The 21,090-nt window shown below is 67.7% G+C and carries 22 protein-coding genes; 18 read left to right on the forward strand and 4 right to left on the reverse strand.

Translation table 11 applies throughout. The features are described from left to right. Window positions 1-5: 5 nt before the first annotated feature. Complete coding sequence (locus tag KBW95_RS14145; RefSeq protein ID WP_211528561.1) at window positions 6-1,073, reverse strand: phosphotransferase; 1,068 nt, start codon at window positions 1,071-1,073, stop codon at window positions 6-8. An 80-nt stretch (window positions 1,074-1,153) separates the two neighbouring features. After that, window positions 1,154-1,861: a histidine phosphatase family protein gene (locus KBW95_RS14150; RefSeq protein WP_229429751.1), complete on the reverse strand. Its 708-nt coding sequence runs from the start codon at window positions 1,859-1,861 to the stop codon at window positions 1,154-1,156. A 185-nt stretch (window positions 1,862-2,046) separates the two neighbouring features. Between KBW95_RS14150 and KBW95_RS14155 the strand changes: the two genes are divergently transcribed. The 17 genes from KBW95_RS14155 to KBW95_RS14235 all read left to right on the forward strand — a co-directional run bounded on the left by KBW95_RS14155 (window position 2,047) and on the right by KBW95_RS14235 (window position 18,601). Beyond that, on the forward strand, window positions 2,047-3,750 hold the full coding sequence (locus KBW95_RS14155; protein ID WP_211528562.1) for a GspE/PulE family protein: 1,704 nt from the start codon (window positions 2,047-2,049) through the stop codon (window positions 3,748-3,750). Continuing rightward, window positions 3,750-4,994, forward strand: coding sequence for a type II secretion system F family protein (locus KBW95_RS14160; protein ID WP_211528563.1), 1,245 nt, complete (start codon window positions 3,750-3,752; stop codon window positions 4,992-4,994). Before KBW95_RS14155 ends, KBW95_RS14160 begins: the two co-directional genes overlap by 1 nt. Further along, window positions 4,991-5,515, forward strand: a complete 525-nt coding sequence (locus tag KBW95_RS14165; protein ID WP_211525983.1) for a hypothetical protein — start codon at window positions 4,991-4,993, stop codon at window positions 5,513-5,515. Before KBW95_RS14160 ends, KBW95_RS14165 begins: the two co-directional genes overlap by 4 nt. Before the next feature lie 48 nt (window positions 5,516-5,563). Next, window positions 5,564-6,037, forward strand: coding sequence for a type II secretion system protein (locus tag KBW95_RS24805; protein ID WP_211525984.1), 474 nt, complete (start codon window positions 5,564-5,566; stop codon window positions 6,035-6,037). 67 nt (window positions 6,038-6,104) lie between these two features. Further along, window positions 6,105-6,584: a type II secretion system protein gene (locus KBW95_RS24810; RefSeq protein ID WP_211528564.1), complete on the forward strand. Its 480-nt coding sequence runs from the start codon at window positions 6,105-6,107 to the stop codon at window positions 6,582-6,584. An 18-nt stretch (window positions 6,585-6,602) separates the two neighbouring features. Further along, entirely contained in the window at window positions 6,603-7,160 is a 558-nt protein-coding gene (locus KBW95_RS14180) for a GspH/FimT family pseudopilin (RefSeq protein ID WP_211528565.1), read from the forward strand. Continuing rightward, on the forward strand, window positions 7,150-7,740 hold the full coding sequence (locus KBW95_RS14185) for a type II secretion system protein (RefSeq protein ID WP_211528566.1): 591 nt from the start codon (window positions 7,150-7,152) through the stop codon (window positions 7,738-7,740). The genes KBW95_RS14180 and KBW95_RS14185 overlap by 11 nt, the downstream gene beginning before the upstream one ends. After that, window positions 7,737-8,621: a prepilin-type N-terminal cleavage/methylation domain-containing protein gene (locus KBW95_RS14190; RefSeq protein WP_211528567.1), complete on the forward strand. Its 885-nt coding sequence runs from the start codon at window positions 7,737-7,739 to the stop codon at window positions 8,619-8,621. Before KBW95_RS14185 ends, KBW95_RS14190 begins: the two co-directional genes overlap by 4 nt. After that, complete coding sequence (locus KBW95_RS14195; protein WP_211528568.1) at window positions 8,618-9,082, forward strand: pilus assembly PilX N-terminal domain-containing protein; 465 nt, start codon at window positions 8,618-8,620, stop codon at window positions 9,080-9,082. The genes KBW95_RS14190 and KBW95_RS14195 overlap by 4 nt, the downstream gene beginning before the upstream one ends. Then, window positions 9,079-12,093, forward strand: a complete 3,015-nt coding sequence (locus KBW95_RS14200) for a DUF11 domain-containing protein (protein WP_211528569.1) — start codon at window positions 9,079-9,081, stop codon at window positions 12,091-12,093. The genes KBW95_RS14195 and KBW95_RS14200 overlap by 4 nt, the downstream gene beginning before the upstream one ends. Window positions 12,094-12,233: 140 nt before the next feature. Continuing rightward, on the forward strand, window positions 12,234-13,172 hold the full coding sequence (pilM, locus tag KBW95_RS14205; protein WP_211528570.1) for a type IV pilus biogenesis protein PilM: 939 nt from the start codon (window positions 12,234-12,236) through the stop codon (window positions 13,170-13,172). After that, window positions 13,169-13,816 carry a PilN domain-containing protein gene (locus KBW95_RS14210; protein WP_211528571.1) on the forward strand — a complete coding sequence of 216 codons (648 nt, stop codon included), beginning with the start codon at window positions 13,169-13,171 and terminating at the stop codon, window positions 13,814-13,816. Before pilM ends, KBW95_RS14210 begins: the two co-directional genes overlap by 4 nt. Further along, window positions 13,813-14,520, forward strand: coding sequence for a hypothetical protein (locus KBW95_RS14215; RefSeq protein WP_229429752.1), 708 nt, complete (start codon window positions 13,813-13,815; stop codon window positions 14,518-14,520). Before KBW95_RS14210 ends, KBW95_RS14215 begins: the two co-directional genes overlap by 4 nt. Before the next feature lie 20 nt (window positions 14,521-14,540). Next, window positions 14,541-14,879 (forward strand): hypothetical protein, encoded by a 339-nt coding sequence (locus KBW95_RS14220; RefSeq protein WP_211528572.1) that lies wholly within the window; start codon window positions 14,541-14,543, stop codon window positions 14,877-14,879. Between the two features lie 10 nt (window positions 14,880-14,889). Further along, window positions 14,890-16,692 (forward strand): pilus (MSHA type) biogenesis protein MshL, encoded by a 1,803-nt coding sequence (gene mshL, locus KBW95_RS14225; RefSeq protein WP_229429753.1) that lies wholly within the window; start codon window positions 14,890-14,892, stop codon window positions 16,690-16,692. Beyond that, a complete protein-coding gene (locus tag KBW95_RS14230; protein WP_211528573.1) occupies window positions 16,692-17,582 on the forward strand; it encodes an ExeA family protein in 891 nt (296 codons plus the stop codon). The genes mshL and KBW95_RS14230 overlap by 1 nt, the downstream gene beginning before the upstream one ends. Beyond that, window positions 17,579-18,601 (forward strand): tetratricopeptide repeat protein, encoded by a 1,023-nt coding sequence (locus KBW95_RS14235; RefSeq protein ID WP_211528574.1) that lies wholly within the window; start codon window positions 17,579-17,581, stop codon window positions 18,599-18,601. Before KBW95_RS14230 ends, KBW95_RS14235 begins: the two co-directional genes overlap by 4 nt. 6 nt (window positions 18,602-18,607) lie before the next feature. Here KBW95_RS14235 and KBW95_RS14240 read toward each other — a convergent pair whose 3' ends face one another. Further along, a complete protein-coding gene (locus KBW95_RS14240; RefSeq protein ID WP_211528575.1) occupies window positions 18,608-19,765 on the reverse strand; it encodes a pyridoxal phosphate-dependent aminotransferase in 1,158 nt (385 codons plus the stop codon). Between the two features lie 25 nt (window positions 19,766-19,790). Then, on the reverse strand, window positions 19,791-20,264 hold the full coding sequence (locus KBW95_RS14245; protein ID WP_211528576.1) for a putative toxin-antitoxin system toxin component, PIN family: 474 nt from the start codon (window positions 20,262-20,264) through the stop codon (window positions 19,791-19,793). 36 nt (window positions 20,265-20,300) lie between these two features. On the opposite strand from KBW95_RS14245, the gene yaaA reads away from it, so the two are divergent. After that, window positions 20,301-21,071 (forward strand): peroxide stress protein YaaA, encoded by a 771-nt coding sequence (yaaA, locus tag KBW95_RS14250; RefSeq protein ID WP_211526189.1) that lies wholly within the window; start codon window positions 20,301-20,303, stop codon window positions 21,069-21,071. The last annotated feature ends 19 nt before the right edge of the window (window positions 21,072-21,090 follow it).

Below are 21,090 nucleotides of genomic sequence, written 5' to 3' on the forward strand. Positions count from 1 at the left end.
CCAGTTCAGCTCGCGCTGCGCGAGGCGAAGCGCCACGCCATCTCGGCCATCGGGCGCGCGGCCTTTCCGTTTTCCAAGGCCGCGGCGCTGGACGCGGTCCCGTCGACATAGCGCTTCATGATGCCCTGCATGATCCCGGCCAGGCGGAACATGTTGTAGGCCAGGTAGAAGTCGAAGTCTTCCTCGCGGATGGTCTTGCCGGTCCGCTCGCAGTAGCGCGCCACGTAGTCGCGCAGCGCGGGGATGCCGAGGGCCGCCAGGTCCAGGCCCGCGATGCCGCGGAACTGGCCCGGCGGGATGTGCCAGCTCATGCAGTGGTAGGAAAAATCGGCCAGCGGATGGCCCAGGGTCGACAGCTCCCAGTCCAGCACGGCCAGGATGCGCGGCTCCGTCGGGTGGAAGATCAGGTTGTCGAGGCGGTAGTCGCCGTGCACGATGGCGGTGTCGTCGCCGGGCGGGATGTGGGCCGGCAGCCATGCCATGAGCCGGTCCATGGCCTCGATCGGCTCGGTCATCGAGGCCTGGTATTGCCTGGTCCAGCGTTCGATCTGGCGCGCGAAGTAGTTGCCGGGCTTGCCGTAGTCCTGCAGGCCGATGGCCGCGTAGTCGATGGTATGCAGCTGCGCGATGACGCGGTTTTGCTCGTCGTAGATGGCGGCGCGTTCCTCCGGCGCCATGCCGGGCAGGGACTGGTCCCACAGCACCCGGCCCTCGACATGCTCCATGACGAAGAAGGCGCGCCCGATCACGGCTTCGTCGGTGCACAGGGCGAACTGGCGCGGCACCGGGAAGGCGGCGCCGTGCAGCGCGGACATCACGCGGAATTCGCGTTCGATCGCGTGGGCCGAGGGCAGCAGTTTGGCGGCCGGGCCGGGCTTGGTGCGCAGGACGTAGCGCTGGCCGCCTGCACGCAACAGGAAGGTCGGGTTGGACTGGCCGCCCTTGAACTGCTCGGCCTCGAGCGGGCCGCCGGGATAGCCGTCGACATGCGCGCGCATCCAGGCGTCGAGCGCTTCCGTGTCGAAGCGCTGGCGCTCGGACACCGGTTTGGTTCCCATCATGTTTTCGAACATCGTGTCTCCGCTTATTTTGGTAGATCGGATTGCCTTGGAAAGGCACGCGCGTACTATTTTTAGACCGAATGAAAACGGCTTCAGCGTCCTTTCCGGTATTGCTCGAACAATTGTTCCATCGTCGTGGTGCGCGCCCCCGGCTGCAGCGGCCCCGGCGGGACGTAGTTGACGAAGCGGACCACCCAGTCGTGCGGGTCGCCGCCGACGTCGAGGGCATTGATGCAGCCGGCCGCCTGGGACAGGCCGCCCAGGAACAGGCGCTGGCCGGCGAGGGCGAGGGACAGGATGGCGCAATTGACGCCGCCATGCAGGACCAGCAGCGCCGTGTCCCAGTCCTGTTCGGCGCGCAGCCTGCTTACCGCCGGGTGGACCCGGTCCATCATTTCGCCCACCGATTCGCCGCCCAGGAAGCGCTGCTGTTCGTCCACCAGGCCTTCGAAGGCGCCGGTGAAGGCGCGGCGCAGTTCGGCCGTGGGAATGCTGGACAGGCGCCCGCCGCGGATTTCATGCAATTCGGGCCAGACCTCGATCTCGACCGGCTGCCCTGCGATAGCCAGTACCCGCTGGGCGGTCTGGATCGTGCGCGGCAGGCCGGAAACGATGACCCGGTCGAAGCGCACCCCGGCATCGAAGAAGGCATGGCCGGCGGCGTCGGCCTGGGCGCATCCGGTCTCGTTCAGGGGCACGGTCTCGGGCAGGAAGGGCTTGCCGCTGTCGTCGAAGTAGGTGACGCTGCCGTGCCGCATCAGGTAGATGCGGCGCCGTTCGCCTGGGGCGCTGTCATGCATCGGGACTCCCATATTCGGCAAGTTCTTGCCGGGTTAGATATGCAATTTGGCCATCTTACACCGCAGGTATGGATGAGCGAGGCGAATCCGAGACAAAAATGCGCCGCCGAAGGGATGCCAACGGTCAATTTAGGTGCTTTCTGGCATAAAATTGTGCCCGCGAAACATAACTCTCAAGGGGTGCCATGGCAAGGCCAGAAAAAGTCCGTCTCGGCGAAGTGCTGATGCAGCAGAAGCTGTTGAGCGAGGAACAGCTCAACCAGGCGCTGGCGGACCAGAAGCGCACCGGCCGCAAGCTTGGCCGCGTGTTCGTGGAAAGCGGTTTCGTGACCGAGGACCAGATCTCGGGCGCGCTCGCCCGTCAGCTGAACATCCCTTACATCAATCTCAAGTTCTACAACATCAACGCCGACCTGGTGCGCCTGCTGCCGGAAACGGCCGCGCGCCGCTTCCGCGCGCTGGTGCTGGAGGACCGCCGCGAGACCATGCTGGTCGGCGTGTCCGACCCGACCGACCTGTTCGCCTACGACGAGATCGCGCGCCTGATCAAGAAGGGCGTGGAGCTGGCCGTGGTCAACGAGACCGAGGTCCTGGCCGCGATCGACCGCATCTACCGCCGCACCGGCGAGATCACCGGCCTGGCGCGCGAGGTCGAGGCCGACCTGGGCGACACCTCGATCGACTTCGGCGCCCTGGCCGCCAATCCGGGCCTGGAAGAGGCGCCCATCGTCAAGCTGCTGCAGTCGGTGTTCGACGACGCGGTGCAGGTGCGCGCATCCGACATCCACATCGAGCCGCAGGACGGCCGCCTGGCGATCCGCTTCCGTATCGACGGCGTGCTGCACCTGCAGACCGAGGCCGACCTCAAGGTCGCCACGCCGCTGGCGCTGCGCCTCAAGCTGATGGCGGACCTGGACATCTCGGAAAAGCGCCTGCCCCAGGACGGCCGCTTCGCGGTCAAGGTGCGCAACCAGCGCGTCGACGTGCGTATCTCGACCATGCCCACCCAGTACGGCGAATCGGTGGTCATGCGTCTGCTGAACCAGGTCGGCACCACCCTGCGCCTGGACGCCATCGGCATGCCGGCCAAGATCGTGGAGCGCTTCCGCAGCATCGTGGCGCGTCCGAATGGGCTGGTGCTGGTGACCGGGCCTACCGGCTCCGGCAAGACCACCACCCTGTACAGCGCGCTGGCCGAGCTGAACTCGGTGGAGAAGAAGCTGATCACCGTCGAGGACCCGGTCGAATACCGCCTGCCGGGCATCAACCAGGTGCAGGTCAACGACAAGATCGAGCTGACTTTCGCGCGCGTGCTGCGCTCCGCGCTGCGCCAGGACCCGGACATCGTCCTGGTCGGCGAGATGCGCGACCAGGAAACCGCCCAGATCGGCCTGCGCGCCGCGATGACCGGCCACCTGGTGCTGTCGACCCTGCACACCAACGACGCCGCCTCGACGCCGCTGCGCCTGATGGACATGGGCGTGCCGCGCTATATGGTGAGCGGTTCGCTGCAGGCCGTGCTGGCCCAGCGCCTGGTGCGCGTGATCTGCGAAAGCTGCATCGTTCCCTACGAGCCCGAGGCCAGCGAAGTGAACTGGCTGCGCGCGGAACTGGGCGAGCATGCCGCGACCACGCGCTTCTACCACGGCAAGGGCTGCTCGCACTGCAACGGCACCGGCTACCGCGGCCGCACCGGCGTCTACGAACTGCTCGAGATGACCCGCGCCGTGACCGAAGCGGCGAACCACCCCGATCCTTCGCATTTCCTGAAGGTGGCGCACGCCGAGATGCAGGGCCAGACCCTGCGCCGCAACGCCGTCTTCCTGGCGGTGAAGGGGCGCAGCACCATCGCCGAGGCGATGCGGGTCAGTAACCAGCAAGACGACTGATGCCTTTCTTCGCCTATAAAGGCCGCGACGGGCGCGGCGAACTGACCCAGGGGGTGCTGGAAGGCGCCGACAGCTCCGCCATTGCGGATCTGCTGTTCGGCAACGGCATCACGCCCATCGAGATCACGCCCCGCCGCACGGGGCCGGGCGCCGCCGGCGGCGCCCAGGGCTCGCTGCTGGCGCGCTTCACCGAGAAGAAGGTGACGTCCCTGGACGTGCAGCTGTTCAGCCGCCAGATCTACACCCTGCTCAAGTCCGGCGTGCCGATCATGCGCGGCCTGGCGGGCCTGCAGGAATCGGCCGTCAACAAGTCCTTCGCCAGGGTCATCAAGGACCTGCGCGAATCGCTCGACTCCGGCCGCGAACTGTCGGCGGCCATGATGCGCCACCCGGAATGCTTCTCGGCCTTCTACCTGTCGATGGTGAAGGTGGGCGAGATGACCGGCCGCCTGGAAGAGGTCTTCCTGCGCCTGTTCGACCACCTGGAATTCGACCGCGACATGCGCGAGCGGGTCAAGACCGCGCTGCGCTACCCGACCTTCGTGGTGATCGCGATGGCGATCGCCATGGTGATCGTGAACATGTTCGTGATTCCGCAGTTCGCCACGGTGTTCAAGTCCTTCAACGCCCAGCTGCCGCTGATGACGCGCATCCTGCTGGGGACCTCGGAATTCACGGTGGCCTACTGGCCGGCGATGGCGGCCATGCTGCTGGGCGCCGTGTTCGGCTTCCGCTCCTGGATCGCCACCAACCGCGGGCGCCTGGTCTGGGACCAGAAGAAGCTGCGCATCCCGATCGCCGGCAAGATCATCCACAAGGCCACCATGGCGCGTTTCGCGCGCAGCTTCGCGCTGTCGATGCGCAGCGGCGTGCCGATCGTGCAGGCCCTGACCGTGGTCTCGCAGACCGCCGACAACGCCTACCTGAGCATGCGCATCGAGCAGATGCGCGACGGCGTCGAACGCGGCGAGAGCATCCTGCGCACCTCGGTCGCGGCGAATGTGTTCACGCCCATCGTGCTGCAGATGATCGCCGTGGGCGAGGAATCGGGTTCGCTGGACGACCTGATGGACGAGATCGCGCAGATGTACGAGCGCGAGGTCGACTACGAGCTCAAGACCCTGTCCGCCCAGATCGAGCCGATCCTGATCACCTTCCTGGGCGTGATGGTGCTGGTGCTGGCGCTGGGTATCTTCCTGCCGATCTGGGACCTGGGCAAGGCCGCCCTGCATGGCGGCAAATGATGCGGCCGCGGCGCGCCGGCGGGGCGACCCGCTTCGAATTCGCGGTGTGCGCCATCCTGGTGGCCGTGCTGACGGCTGCGCTGCTGGCGCGCCTGCTGGCGTGGCGCGAGCAGTCCGAGCGCACCGCCGCCTACCACGTGGTGGCGTCGCTGCGCACCGCCCTGGCGGCGAAAGCGGCGCAGGTCGGGATGACCCAGGGCGAGCAGGGGATTCTTGCTTTAACACAAGAAAATCCGATGACCTGGCTCAGCAGGATGCCGGCCAACTACCTCGGCGAATACTATTCGCCCGACCCGCGTAGCCTGCGGCGCGGCGCCTGGTTCTTCGACCGGACCGATAAAACAGTCAACTATTTGCTTGGGAACGACACTTTTTCTTCCGGGACATCAAACTTGCTTAAGTTCAAGGTAGAATTGTCCCGCACCTCTGATCCATCCGGCATAAACGCGCAGCACGGCGGGCGGAACAGGAATCCAGGCGCACTGGTCATCGGCGAAGTCGGGACCGGTCGCCAACACTAACCAAAGAACGCGGATTCCATCCGCACCACCTCAACGGAGAGAAAAACGATGAACAAATTCAACACCAAGGGCGCGCAGGGCGGCTTCACGCTGATCGAGCTGATCGTCGTGATCGTGATCCTGGGCATCCTGGCCGCCACCGCGCTGCCGAAGTTCGCCAGCCTGGGCGGCGACGCACGCATCGCCAGCCTGAACGCGGCAAAAGGCGCCATGACCGCCACCGCATCGATGGCGCACGGCAAGTGGCTGATCAACCCGAGCATCACCAAGGTGGCCGTCGAGGGCACCGACGTCAACATCACCAACGGCTACCCGGCAGCGACCAAGAACTTCGCCATCGCCTCGGGCCTGAACGACACCGACTACAAGATCGACGTGTCGGGCACCACCGTGACCGTCACCCCGATCAGCGTGTCGACCCACGCCACCCTGAAGACCACCTGCAACGTGGTCTACACCGAAGTGACGACCGCCGGCGGCGTGCCGACCTACGCGCTGGCTGCCAATACCCAGTGCGAATAAACCCCAGCGTGTAATCTTTCCGGCGAGGCTGCATTGCGCAGCCTCGCCGCTTCATTTCAGGAGCAGCATGGATCTCAGCCTTCGCCCGAACCGGCGGCAAGCCGGTTTCACGCTGATCGAACTGATCGTCGTGATCGTCATCCTCGGCATCCTCGCGGCGACCGCACTGCCGAAATTCGCCAGCCTCGGGGGCGACGCGCGCGTGGCCAGCCTGCAGGCCGCGCGTGGCGCGCTGAGCGCCTCGGCCGCCATGGTCCACGGCAAATCGCTGATCCGGCCGGCCGACACCTCGATCGATGTCGAAGGCACGGCCGTCGCCGTCGTCAACGGCTATCCGAAGGCGAGCAAGGCCTTCGCCACCGCGGCGGGGCTGGGCGACGGCGATTACCTGATCGAGGAAAACAAGGACGAGCTGACGGTCACGCCGCGCAGCGTGGCGGACAATCCGACGCTCGCCGCGACCTGCTTCATCAGCTATGCGGCGCCGACCGCCGCCAACCAGCCTCCGGTCCTGCAGCAGGCCGCGGATCCGCTGGTCTGCGAATAAGCCCGGGACCGGCGTAGCGTGGGCGGCCAGCTCCCCATTTCCCGCTTCCAGCCGCGCCCGGCGCGCGGCTTCACGATGGTCGAATTGATCGTCGTGATGGTCCTCATCGGCATCCTGGCGGCCGTCGCCGCCAGCCGTTTTTTCGACCGCACCGGTTTCGACGCCGACGGCTTCGCGGAACAGAGCCGCGCCTTGCTGCGCTACGCCCAGAAGGCCGCGATCGCGCGCAACGCGCCGGTCTTCGTGCAGCTGGACGACAACCGCATCGCCCTGTGCTACAGCTCGCCGCGCAACTCCCCCCAAGGCAATTGCGACCCGACCCAGCGCGTGCCCGCGCCGGGCGGCCAGATCGGCGGCGGCGCTTCCGAGACCCAGTGCCAGGCCCCCGGCTGGTTCTGCATCGGCCGTCCCGAGGGCGTGCAGCTCGCCTTGTCCGAGCCGATGACCGAATTCAGCTTCAACGCGCTCGGCAGCCCGGTGGCCGCCGGCGGCTTTGGCGGCCTGACCATGACCATCACCAGCAAGGGCGAATCGCGCACGGTGTCGGTGGTCCAGGAGACCGGTTATGTGCAGTAAGACCGCGCGTGCCCGCCAGGCGGGCCTGACCCTGATCGAGATGATCATGTTCATCATGATCGTCGGGGTCGCCCTGGCCGCCGTGATCGGCGTGCTGAACCTGAGCACCAAGGGCAGCGCCGACCCGCTGCGGCGCAAGCAGGCGCTGATGATCGCCGAAGGCTTGCTGGAGGAAGTCCAGCTGGCCAAGTTCACCTGGTGCGACCCGACCTCCGGCAACGCCGGCGACGAGAACGTCAGGAGCAGCGCCGACTGCAACCTGGCCGAGAACTGGGGCCCGGAAGCGGGAGGCGAAAGGCCGCACGACAACGTCAACGATTACGTCAGGGCGGCCGGCCAGGCCGAGGCCAGCTTCAACAATGGCGCCGGCGTGCTGACCGATGCGAACGGAGACGCGATGAACGTGGCCGGTTATACCGCCACGGTGAGCGTCATCCCCGAATCGATCGGCGGCATCCCCGTCGCGAACACCACCTCGGCCGACAGCGACGTGCTGCGCATCCGGGTCGAGGTCCGCTACGACCAGGAGTCCGTCGTGCTCGACGCCTACCGCACGCGCTACGCGCCGGGCTTCCTATGAACCAGCCAGCCCCGCGCCGCGCTGGCGGCTTCACCCTGGTCGAGGCCATCCTCGTCATCGTCATCATCGGCGTGATCGGCGCCATCGTGGCGGTCTTCATCCGCGCCCCGGTCCAGGGCTATGCCGACAGCGCGGCGCGCGCCGCCGCCACCGACGAAGCCGACCTGGCGCTGCGCCGCATCGCGCGCGACCTGCGCCTGGCCCTGCCCAACAGCGTGCGCGTGAGCGACGACGGCAGCGCGGTCGAGTTCCTGCAAACCACGACGGGCGGGCGCTACCTGACCCTGGACGACGGCGTGGCGGCCATGCCGGTCCTCGATTTCGACGACGCCGCCCAGACCCGCTTCACCGTGGTCGGCGGGACCATGCGCCCGATCGAGCGCGGCGACTTCATCGTGGTCTACAACCTGGGCGGCGGCGCGGTGCCCTCGGACGCCTACCTGTACCGCCAGGGCGCTCCCGACAACAACATCGTAAGGGTGGCCAGCGTCGACTACTCCACGCCCAACCACCCGGTCGTCACCATGGAAAACAATGCCTTCGCGCTCCAGGCGACGCCGATGCGCTCGCCGAGCAACCGCTTCCAGGTGGTGAGCGGGCCCATCACCTACGCTTGCGAGACGGGGCGCGACGGCAGCGCCGAGCTGGTGCGCTACTGGGGCTATCCGATCGACGCCAGCCAGAACCTGCCGCCGCAGGGCACGCCGCAGCGCGCCGTGATCGCCTCGCGGGTGGCGGACTGCAGCCAGGTGTTCCGCTACGGCAGCGACGTCACGCGCCGCAGCGCGCTGGTGATCCTGAATTTGTCGCTGCGCCTGGCCAACGACCGGGACAGCCAGGTGCGCCTGGTCAACCAGGTTCACGTGGACAATACGCCATGACGAAGCAATTCCGCACTCTGCGCCGCCAGGCCGGCGTCGGCCTGGTCACCGCGATCTTCCTGCTGGTGGTGCTGGCTGGCCTGGGCGCCGCCGCCGTCACTTTGTACAGCGCCCAGGAGGCCAGCTCGAGCATCGACATGGAAGGAGCCAAGGCCTACCAGGCCGCGCGCGCGGGAATCGAGTGGGGCTTGTACGAACAGCTGCGCCAGAACCGCTGCGCTGCGCGCACTTCCTTCGGCTTTCCGGACACGACCGTGCTGGCGAGCTTCCGCGTGACGGTGAGCTGCCAGGCCATCGACGGCCTGGCCGACGAGGAAGGCGCGGCCGTGGCGCAGACCCGGCGCTGGCGCATCGGCGCCGTCGCCTGCAACCAGCCGGTGCAGGGGGAGTGCACGGCCCAGACCACAACCACGAACACCAGTCCCGACTACGTCCAACGCAGGCTCGAGGTAGAGATATGAACACGCTGCTGAACTTCACCCGCATCGCCTTGTGCGCCGGCGCCTTCGCCTGCGCCGGCCAGGCCGCCGCCGCTTCGCTGGCGCTGGCCAAGTCCTTCGAGGGGAATGTGAACTTCGCCGGCACCCAGGCCAGCCTGCAGTCCAAGACCAACGGCGCCAAGGCCTGCGACCTGGCTTCGAGCGCCTCGGCCGGCATCAGCCTCCCGTCGGAGGCGAACGTGGTCTCCGCCACCTTGTACTGGGCGGGATCCGGCTCCATCGATCCGCAGGTGCTGCTCAACGGCGCCGTGGTCACCGCGCCGGCCGAGCGCCGCTATTCCTCGACCATCGACGGCCTGAGCTATTTCGCGGCCGCCGAGGATGTCACCGAGCTGGTCCGCGGCAAGACCTCCTTCACCTTCGGCGGCCTGTCGGCATCGACCGGCGCCGCCTACTGCTCGAACAAGCCCAAGGACAACGCCGTCCTGGCCGGCTTCTCGCTGGTGGTGGTGTATTCGCACCGGCTGGAGAAGTACCGCACCGTCAACCTGTACGAAGGCTTCCAGGCCTTGCGCAACACCAGCGTCACCGTCCCGATGCGCGACTACAAGCCGCGCACGACCACCGGCGATTCCGGCCGCTTCGGCTACATCGTGTGGGAGGGCGACAAGACCGGCCAGCAGAAGGGCGACTGGGTCAGCTTCGCCGGGCAGGTCCTGCAGTATTCTCCCTTCGCGCAGAAGGACAATGCCTTCAATTCCAAGAGCAGCGCCAACAGCGACGAAAACTCGCCCGGCATCGACTTCGACATCTTCGATCTGGCGCGCCTGCCTGCGTCGGCAAGCGAAGCCAACGCGGTGTTCACCACCGAATCCGACCGCGTGCTGCTGAGCAGCGCGATCGTCGCGCTGCCGTCCATGCCGGCCGACCTGAGCATCCAGAAGACCGCGTCCGGCGACTACAAGCTCGGCAGCGAGATCAAGTACACGCTGGCGGTGTCGAACCTGGGCACGCGCGCCGACAGCCAGGTCAAGGTGGTGGACGTCCTGCCCGACACGCTGAGCTATGTGTCGGCCGCCGGCGCCGACTGGACCTGTTCGGTGAGCGGCAAGGCGGTCAGCTGCAGCTACAACAAGGCGCTCGAGCCGGGCGCCTCGGCCAGCGTGGTCCTCACGGCGAAGATCGCGGCCGAGGGAAAGATTTCCAACACGGCCGAGGTGAGCGGCACGGCCGATGGCGTGCCCGGCAATAACCGCTCGACCGCCGCCGGCGACACCGGCGGCGGCGCGGTCGGCAAGGATCCCTGGGTGTTCACGGTCGGCGAATGCGCGCCGGATACCGCGATCAAGCCCTCGGGCGAAGGCTGCGCGCTGTTCACCGGCCCGCTCACGGCCGGCGAAAGCCGGGCGATCTTCCTTACCCGCTCGGTGGACGGGGTGGCCAAGGCGATCAGTACGAGCGCCAGCACCTCGGTGCTCGGCCACTTCGCCCTGGAGTGCAACAATCCCGCGACCACCGCCGGGGTCAAGCCGCGCATCAGCAACCTGAGCCTGCCGGAGTGCGTGCAGAACGGCACGCTCACGCTGGACGGCTCGAACGCCTTGTACGCCAGCGTCACCTTCGAGGCCAACAAGGCCTCGCGCCAGATCACCTTCCAGTACAACGATGTCGGCCTGGTCAGCCTGCGCATGGTCGAAAACGGCGGCAAGGCCGCCAAGGCCGCCTTCGTGGTGCGCCCCGACAGCATCAAGGCGGCCTACACGCGCGCGTCCGACGGCCTGGCCAATCCTGGCTCCAGCACCCTGGCGGGCGTCGGCTTCGCCGAAGCGGGCGAAGGCTTCCGGGTGACGGTGACCGCCTACGGAATCGGCCTGGCCGACCCCTTGAAGAGCTTCGGCCGCGAAACCGGCGAGACCGCGCCGGCCGCCATCCTGGCAGTCAATGCCGCCGGCGGCGAGACCGAGCAAAAGCTGCTGCAGCAGCAGGGCGCCTGGAGCCATGTAGCGACCGCGAACGGCGGCACCCTGGTCGGCAGCTTCTCCTGGAACGAAGCGGGCGCCGCCAGCCTGGCGCCCAGGCTGGAAGGCTATCTCGGCATCGACCGCACCCTGCTGGGCAGCCGCGAACTGGTCGGCCGCTTCTATCCCGCCTACTTCAGGACCAACACCGAACTCGGCTTCGAGTGCGCGAAGCGCATGGGCTGCCCGCAAACGGGGACCAACCCGGTCACCCGCGCATCCTTCTCGAGCCAGGACTTCGGCGTGCTGGTGCGCGCCTTCGGCCGCAACGGCGAGCTGCAGCGCTTCAGCGGCGACCTGGTGCCGGATATCAAACTGGGCGCCGCCGGCGCGCCCGGCGCGGATACGCTGCTGACCGGCCTGCGCGATCCCGGGCAGGACAAGCGCCTGCTCGAGCGCGAGGTCAGCTACCAGCTGGCCGTCCCTTACGACGCCACCCAGGACCGCGGCGCCAAGTGGACCGCTCCGACCGCGGTCTACCTGCGCGCCAGCGTCGAGGACCAGCGCGCCATGCCGGGTGGCCCGGCGCGCATCGTCATCACCTCCGACCGCGACGCCGATTCGATCGAGGGCGGGATGATGATCCTGAATGGCCGCCTGCTGGTGGTGAACACCCTCGGCACGCCGCTGATGAAGACCCCGGTGCCGCTGCGCGCCCAGTACTGGACCGGCCAGGTCTGGGAGCACAACGGCGTCGTCGACGAGGCCGATCCGGGCAAGGGCGCGGTGCAGTTCTCGGGCTGCACCCGCAGCCTGCGCTTGAGCGCGACCGCGCCCGGCGGCGATTGCAACCGGAGCATCGTAACCCTGGCCAGCGGCGCGAGCCCCGACTCGGTCGACCTGCCGGCCATCGCCGACGGCAAGGGCGTGCTGGTGCTGGGAGCCGTGCCGAACACGGCCAGCGGCAACGTCGACATCCTCGTCAAGGGCTATGAATGGTTACCCAGCACCTTCGGGCGCGTGACATTCGGGCAGTTCAAGAGCCCCGTAATCTACGTCCGAGAGATGTATTGACAACGGAAGCGTCGTAAAGCGGCCTAAAACCTCATTGTTTTGTGAGGGTATGTGAGTTTTTGTGATCGATTTGGGCTCGGCTTGAATATAATCAAGCCTTTGCCGCACCGAACTATTATTCGCGATCACAGACCGCTTGCATGCGTTTTTTTAAGAGAGCAAAGAAGAAAGATGGCTGGCTGACCATCGCCGTCCAAGCGGACGGCGTGGCGGCTACCAGCATCAAGCGCGTCGCGGGTGCGAAGCCCTTCGTGCGCTTCGCCCATTTCCTGCCGGGACAGCCGGGCGTGGAAGTGCTGGAGAAAGCCGCGCGCGAGGGCAACGCCAACGCCTACCGCTGCGCGACCCTGCTCGCGGGCGGCGATTACCAGGTGATCAACCTCGAAGCGCCGAACGTGCCGCGCGAGGAATTGAAGACCGCGGTGCGCTGGCGCCTGAAGGACATCCTCGACTTCCCGGCCGACCAGGCGACCATCGACGTGCTCGACATCCCGGTCGACGCCAACGCCCAGATGCGCGCCCAGCAGACCATTTTCGTGATCGCGGCCCGCAATACCGTGATCAAGCCGCGCCAGCAGCTGTTCCTCGACGCCAAGGTGGAACTGAGCGTGATCGATATCCCGGAGATGGCCCAGCGCAATATCTCGGCCATGCTGGAGCCGGAAGGGCGCGGCGTGGCCATGCTGTCCTTCGGCGCCGACGGCGGCCTGCTGACGGTCTCCTATCGCGGCGAGCTCTACCTGTCGCGGCGCTTCGACGTCAGCCTCGATCAGCTGCTCGAGACCGATCACGAGCGCAAGCACGCCAGCTTCGACCGCATCACGCTGGAGCTCCAGCGCTCACTCGACAACTTCGAGCGCCAGTATTCCTTCATCAGCATCGCCAAGCTGGTGCTCGGCCCCTCCGGCGTGACCGGCCTGGACGAGTACCTGTCGAGCAACCTGTACACCCCGGTCGAGACCCTCGACCTGGCCACCGTGCTGGACCTGAGCCGCACGCCCGAGCTGATGGACGCAGGCATGCAGCAGCGCTTCTTCATTCCGCTGGGCGCCGCCCTGCGCGCGGAGGCGGCGGCATGAGCCAGCAGATCAACTTGTTCAACCCGGCCTTCCAGCCGCAGAAGAAAGTCCTGACGGCAGCGACCATGGCGGTCTCGCTGGCGCTGCTGGCGGGCGGCGTCGGCGCGCTGGCGAGCTACGGCAAGATGCAGACCGCGCGCCTGCAGGAAGAAGCGAACGTCGGCGCGCTGCGCCTGGAACAGAAGCAGGCGCGCCTGGCCAGCGTGAGCACCGAGTTCGCGCCGCGCCAGAAGAACCGCGAGATCGACGCCCAGATCCTCGAAGCCGAGGCCCAGCTGGCGGCGCTGCGCAACATCTCGCGCGTGATCGAGCGCGGAGAACTCGGCGACACCAGCGGCTATGCCGGCTACTTCAAGGCGCTGGCGCGCCAGACCGTGCCGGGCCTGTGGCTGACCGGCGTGAGCGTCTCGGGCGCCGGCCAGGAGATCGGCATCAAGGGCCGCAGCACCGACCCGGCGACCCTGCCGGGCTACCTGAACCGCCTGACCCAGGAGCCGCTCATGCGCGGCAAGTCCTTCACCAGCCTGCAGATCGGCCAGGCCGCGCCGCTGGTCGCGGCGGCGGCCGACGGCAAGCAGGGCGCGACCCCGGCGCCCTACGTCGAGTTCAGCCTGCAGTCGGTACCGGAAGAGGTGCGCAAATGAGCGTCCCGTTGAAACAGCGCGTGACCGAGCTGGGCGCGCGCATCGACGCCCTGACCCTGCGCGAGCGCGGCCTGCTGTTCGCCGCGGCCGCCGCGGTGATCGTGTTCGTCGGCCACACCATGGTGCTGGGCCCGATCTACCGCGCCCAGGACCTGCTGCGCGACCAGATCAGCCAGCAGCGCAACAACATGATCGGCCTGGACGGCGAGATCACCGCCAAGGTCCAGGCCTACCAGGTGGATCCGGACGCGCCGGCGCGCGCCAGGCTCCAGGCCGTGCAGGAGGAAACCGCGGCCCTGGGCGACTCGCTGCTGGCGATGGAGCACGGCCTGGTGCCGCCCGAGCGCATGGCGCCGCTCCTGGACACCATCCTGCGCGCCAATGGCCGCCTGAAGCTGGTGTCCATGCGCACGCTGCCGGCGGAAGGCGTGGGCGCGCCTGCCGGTGCGGACAAGACGGCGCCGGCCGCCGCGCCGGCCAGGGACGCCGCGGCCAAGCCCGCCGACCTGCTGTACCGCCACGGCGTCGAAGTGACCGTGCGCGGCAATTATCTCGACATGGTCGATTACATGAGCGCGCTCGAAGCGATGCCGACCCGGCTGTTCTGGGGCAGGGCACAGCTCGATGTGGAGGAATATCCGGCCTCCCGCCTGACGCTCACGCTCTATACCCTGAGCCTGGACCGGAAATGGATGAAGCTGTGAAGGACACCCTCGTGAAGCCCATGATCCTCATCTTGGCGGCCCTTGCGCTCGCCCACCTGCCGGCCGCCGCCCAGTCGCTGGCCGACCCGACCCGTCCGCCCGCGATGCTGGACGCCGGCCGCGCCGACGGCCTGGCCGATGGCCTGCCGCGCCTGCAATCGGTGCTGATTTCGCCGCGCGGGCGCCACGTGGCCGTGATCGACGGCGAAACCGTGCGCCTGGGCGACAGCTTCCGCGGCGCGCGCGTGGCGCGCATGAGCCAGGGCGAGGTCGAACTGGTGCGCGGCCGCGAACGCCAGGTGCTGCGCCTGGAATCCCTGGCCGCGCCGGTCGCCGGCGTCACCCCGGCCGCGCATTGACGAACGCCCGATGAAACGGACCACGATGAACACACGCTTCCTGATCCCGGCCGCCCTTGCCGCCACCGCGCTGCTGTCCGGCTGCCAGAGCGCCAGCCGGCACGACACCTATGACGCGATCGGCAAGGAGATGGAAACGGCCGGCGCCAGGTCCCGGCAGGCCGCCGCGGCGCCCAGCGACGAAGCCGTCGCCAACGCGCTGCTGCCGCCGGTGAGCAGCCTGGCCAGCCAGCTGCCCAAGGCGCGCCCGGCCCTGGAAGAGCGTTTCAACGTCTCCTTCAACAACGTCCCGGCCCAGCAGTTCTTCCGCTCGATCGTGGCCGGCACCCGCTACAACATGCTGGTCCATCCCGAGGTCAGCGGCAACATCAGCGCCAACCTGAAGGACGTGACGATCGCCGAGACGCTGGAAGCGGTCCGCGAGATGTACGGCTACGACTACAAGATCGAGGGCACCCGCATCACGATCCGTCCGCTGACCATGCAGACCCGCATGTTCCAGGTGAACTACCTGACGGCCAAGCGGCGCGGCATGTCGAACCTGCGCGTGAACTCGACCTCGGTGGCCGATGCGGGGGGCGTGCGCAACAACGGCGGCCAGAACCAGGGCAATACGGGCAACACGGGGAACAACACCGGCGGCCAGAACCAGGGCGGCCAGAACGGCTCGAACGTGGTCCAGGTCGACAGCACCGACATCAACACCACCTCCGAGAACGATTTTTGGGGCGAGCTGAAGTCCGCGCTGGAAGCCATTGTCGGCTCGAAAGAGGGCGGCCGCAGCGTCGTGATCAGCCCGCAGTCGGGCGTGGTCGTGATCCGCGCCATGCCGGACGAACTGCGCAGCATCGACGCCTACCTGAAGGCCACCCAGCTGGCGGTCGACCGCCAGGTGATCCTGGAAGCCAAGATCCTCGAAGTGGAGCTGAACGACCGCTTCCAGAGCGGCATCAACTGGGCCTCCTTCGCCTCGATCAAGAGCTCGCACCCGAACCGCGTCTCGGGCGGCATGATCGGCCCGGGCGCCAACCTGGCGCCGCTGCCGCGCGACGGCGGCCAGCCGGCCATCATCGCCAACGGCCAGGGCCTGAGCGCCAGCACCGGCTTCTCGCTGTCGAACGCCGCCACCGCGGCCGGCTCGCTGTTCGGCTTCGCCTTTCAGACCAATAACTTCGCGGCCCTGATCTCCTTCCTGGAATCGCAGGGCAACGTGCACGTGCTGTCCAGCCCGCGCGTGGCGGCGATGAACAATCAGAAGGCGGTGCTCAAGATCGGCACCGACGAGTTCTTCGTCACCGGGATCACCAACACCATCAACACCACCAACAGCGGCAGCACCGTCACCCCGAGCGTGACCGTGCAGCCCTTCTTCTCGGGCGTGGTGCTGGACGTGACCCCGCAGATCGACGACAAGGGCAACATCCTGCTGCACGTGCACCCGTCGGTGAGCCAGGTGTCGACCGTGAACAAGGACGTCGACCTGGGCACCGCAGGCACGGTCAGGCTGCCGCTGGCGGCGTCCAGCACCTCGGAACTGGACAGCATCGTGCGCGGCCAGAACGGCCAGGTGGTCGCCATCGGCGGCCTGATGCGCCAGGCCTCGACCGGCGACGTCGACCAGCTGCCGGGCGCCGACAAGCTGCCGGTGCTGGGCGCGCTGTTCCGCAACAAGAACCGCGTCAGCCAGAAGCGCGAGCTGGTGGTGCTGATCAAGCCGACCATCGTCGAAGGCGCGAACGACTGGAGCCAGGACCTGCTGGACGCCGGCCGCAGGATCGAGCAACTGGACCCGCGGACCCGGGAGCGCAAGTAATGTACGCGGCCCACTTCGGCCTGCGCGAGCTGCCGTTCGGGATCACCCCGGACACCAGCTTCTTCTTCGGCAGCCCGGGTTCGCAGGAAGCCCTGAATACGCTGCTGGTGGCGGCGCGCGGCGGCGAGGGCTTCATCAAGATCACGGGCGAAGTCGGCACCGGCAAGACCCTGTTGTGCCGCAAGTTCATGGCGACCCTGGGCGAAGGCTTCGTCACCGCCTATATCCCGAATCCCTACCTGGAACCGCGCACCCTGATGCTGGCCCTGGCGGACGAGCTGGAGCTCAAGCTCGAGCGCGAGGCCGACCAGCACCAGGTGCTGAAGGCCATCACCCAGCGCCTGCTCGAACTGGCGGCCCAGGACAAGCGCGTGGTGCTGTGCCTGGACGAAGCCCAGGCGATTCCGGTGGAGAGCCTGGAAGCGCTGCGCCTGCTGACCAACCTGGAAACCGAAAAGCGCAAGCTGCTGCAGATCGTGCTGTTCGGCCAGCCGGAACTGAACCGCAAGCTGGAGCTGGAATCGATCCGCCAGCTGGCCCAGCGCATCACCTTCCATTACCACCTCGGCCCGCTCAGCCGCGACGACCTGGACTACTACGTGGCGCACCGCCTGCGCGTGGCCGGCTTCACCGGCGCGCGCCTGTTCACGCGCGCGGCGATTCGCGGCCTGTACAAGGCCAGCGGCGGCGTGCCGCGCCTGGTCAACATCATGGCGCACAAGGCCATGATGCTCAGCTACGGCCAGGGCAAGCAGCAGGTGGCGGGCAGCCATGTGACCACCGCCGCGCGTGATACGATCGGCGTGCGGCGCGACATCTGGACCTGGTTGGCGGCGGGCGCCGCGGCCTTCTCGGTCGCCGCCGGCCTGGCGTGGGTGGTCGCACGATGAGTCTCATCAACAAGATGCTGCAGGACCTGGACGCGCGCGCGGGAAAGCCGGGCGCGCAAGGCATGCCGTCGGATATCAAGCCGGTGCTGCCGCCCGAGCGCGGCCTGCCGTGGAAGCGCGTGGCCGTGGCGGCCGGCGCGACGGCGGCGCTGGCCGTGGCCGGCGTCGTCGGCTGGCGCATGCTGGGCCAGAAGCCGGCCCCGGCGCCCGCCGTGGCCGCCGCGCCCAAGCCTGCGCCTGTCCTGCCCAAGGCGCCCGAGCCTACACAGGCGCTTGCGTTCGAGATTCCCGTTCCCCCGCGCGAGGATCTTGGCGCGCCACTCGCCGAAGAAAAGCCTGTCGACAAGGCTGCGCCGGTGAAGAAGGCGCCGGCGAAAGTTGCGCCCAAGCCGGCGGCGAACAAGGAGGAGCCGAAGGTGGCGCCGGTGAAGACCGGCGGCCGTGTCGAAGCGGCGCCCCAGCGCGCCGAGAACGCCTACCGCCGCGCGCTGGCCAGCCTGGAAGACGGCCGCGTGACCGAGGCCATCGCCGGCCTGGAGGCCGCGCTCAAGGCCGACCCGCGTCACGAAGCGTCGCGCCAGACCCTGGTCAGCCTGCTGATCGAAGCGGGACGCCCGGAAGAAGCGATGCGCCAGCTCGGCGCGGCGCTGGCCCTCGATGCGCGCCAGCCGGCGATGGCGATGCTGATGGCGCGCCTGCAGCTCGAGCGCGGCAGCCCGGCGGTCGACACCCTGATGCGCACCTTGCCTTACGCGGCGGGCAATGGCGAATACCACGCCTTCCTGGCCGGCGTCCTGCAGCAGGAACAGCGCCACCGCGAAGCGGCCGAGCACTACCAGGCGGCGCTGCGCACCGCGCCCGGCAATGGCGTATGGTGGATGGGCCTGGGGATCTCGCTGCAGGCCGAGAAGCGCAATCCGGAAGCGGCGGGCGCCTACCAGAAGGCCCTGGCCAGCGGCACGCTGTCCTCGGAACTCCAGGCCTTCGTCGAGCGCAGGCTCAAGCAGCTGGGACGCTGAGCGGCCTTACAGCCGCGCGAGACGCTCCAGCGCCAGCTGCAGGGTCTCGTCCTTTTTCGCAAAGCAGAAACGCACGATGCCCGATTCCGTCGGCTGGCTGTAGAAGGCCGACACCGGAATCGCGGCCACCTTGGCCTCCGCCGTCAGCCATGTCGCGAACTCCGCCTCCGGCAGGTCCGAGATGGCGTCGTAGCGCACGCACTGGAAGTAGGTCCCGTCCGCAGGCAGCAGTGTGAAGCGGCTGCCGGCCAGGCCTTCGCGGAACAGGTCGCGCTTTCTCTGGTAGAAGCCAGGCAGGTCCAGGTAAGGCGCCGGGTCGCGCATATAGGCCGCGATCCCGTGCTGCATCGGCGTGTTGACAGTGAAGACGTTGTACTGGTGGACCTTGCGGAACTCCGCCATCAAGGGCGCCGGCGCGGCCACGTAGCCGACCTTCCAGCCGGTCACGTGATAGGTCTTGCCGAAGCTCGAGACCACGAAGGCGCGTTCGGCCAGCACCGGGTGGCGCGCCACCGAGGCGTGCGGCTGGCCGTCGAAGACCATGTGTTCGTAGACTTCGTCGGACAAGACCAGGATGCCGGTCCCGCCGACGATGGCGGCCAGCGCGTCCAGGTCGGCCTGGCGCAGGATGCTGCCGGTCGGGTTGTGCGGCGTGTTGATGACGATCATGCGGGTGCGCGGCGTGACGGCGGCGGCCACGCGCTCCCAGGGCACGCTGTAGCCTTGTTCGCCGACCTGCATCGGCACCGGCACCACCACGCCGCCGGCCAGGGCGATCGCGGGCGCATAGCTGTCGTAGGCCGGCTCGATCACGATCACTTCATCGCCCGGATGCACGCTGCACAGGATGGCCGTGATCAAAGCCTGGGTGGCGCCGGCGGTGACGGTGATTTCCTGGGCGCTGTCGTAGCGGCGGCCGTACAGGGTCTCGATCTTGGCCGCGATGGCCTCACGCAGGGCCGGCACGCCGGTCATGAAGGGATACTGGTTGTGGCCGGCGCGCATCGCCTCGCTCACCTGGCCGACCAGGCGCGGGTCGCAGTCGAAATCGGGGAAGCCCTGGCCGAGGTTGACGGCCTGGTGCTGCGCGGCGAGCGCGGACATCTGGGTGAAGATGGTGGTGCCGACCAGCGGCAGGCGGGAAGCGATGGCGGGAGTAGTCATGGTCACGATGCGGAAGAACGATCGCTTATTCTAGCGCCGCGTCCTGAACCGTGCTGGCGGCGGCCCGGGCCTTGATCCAGGCTTCCGGCAGCATGATGCGGAACAGGCCTTCGCGCGCCGTCTTGCGGCCCAGCTTGAGCAAGGCCTTGTCCTTGGTGATCAGGACATCGGCGCCCGCATCGCGCGCCAGCTCCATGAATTTCTGGTCGTCGCGGTCGGTGCAGACCGGCAGCCGCACATGCACGGCATCGGGCGCCACCACGCGCAGCAGGGCGTCGAAGCGCGCCGCCGCCTCGGCGCGGCTGGCTTCGTCCAGCGGCAGGTGAGGGTAGCGCAGCACGGCCCGGTATTCGTCGCGGCAGTCGGCGCGGGTCACCGCCACGACCTCACCCGTTTCGAGCGCCGCCATCAGGGCGGACCAGCGCGGGTCGTGGAAGACGAACAGGTCGAGCAGCACATTGGTGTCGATGACGATGGGTTTGCGGGAAGCGGGTATCATGTCGGTTGTTTATTTGAAGAAAAGCTTGTCTGTTCCATGCTGATTGTCCTGTCGCCCGCCAAATCCCTCGACCTCGAGTCGCCGAGCACCACCCCGCAGCACACCATCCCCGATTTCATCGACAACGCCGCCGAGCTGGTCAAGGTGCTGCGCACCTATTCGCCGGGCCAGATCGCGGAGCTGATGGACTTGTCGGACACGCTCTCGATGCTGAACGTGACGCGCTACGCCCACTGGCATCCGGACCACAGCGAAGCCCGCCAGGCGATCATGTCCTTCAACGGCGACGTCTACGCCGGCCTGGCCGCGCGCACCCTGGCGCCGCAGGCGCTGGACTTCGCCCAGCGCCACCTGCGCATCCTCTCGGGCCTGTACGGCCTGCTGCGCCCGCTGGACCTGATGCATCCCTACCGCCTGGAGATGGGCACCAGGCTGCCGAATGCGCGCGGCAAGGACTTGTACGCGTTCTGGGGCGAGACGATCACGCAAGCGCTGAACCGCCAGCTGCGCGAACTCGGTTCGACGGCCCTGGTCAACCTGGCGTCGGAAGAATACTTCAAGTCGGTCAAGCCGAAGAAGCTGGACGTGCCGGTGATCAATCCCGTGTTCGAGGACTGGAAGAACGGCAAGTACAAGATCATCTCCTTCTTCGCCAAGCGCGCACGCGGCATGATGGCGCGCTACGCGGTGGAGAAGGCGATCCTGGACCCGGAACAGCTCAAGGACTTCGAGGTCGACGGCTACGCCTTCGAGCCCTCGGTGTCCGGCGAGCGCGAGTGGGTGTTCCGCAGGAAGATCGCCGAATAAAACAGCGGCCCGGTGAACC

This window comes from Massilia sp. ZL223, assembly GCF_018119395.1.
In the GTDB taxonomy this organism is placed as follows: domain Bacteria; phylum Pseudomonadota; class Gammaproteobacteria; order Burkholderiales; family Burkholderiaceae_D; genus Telluria.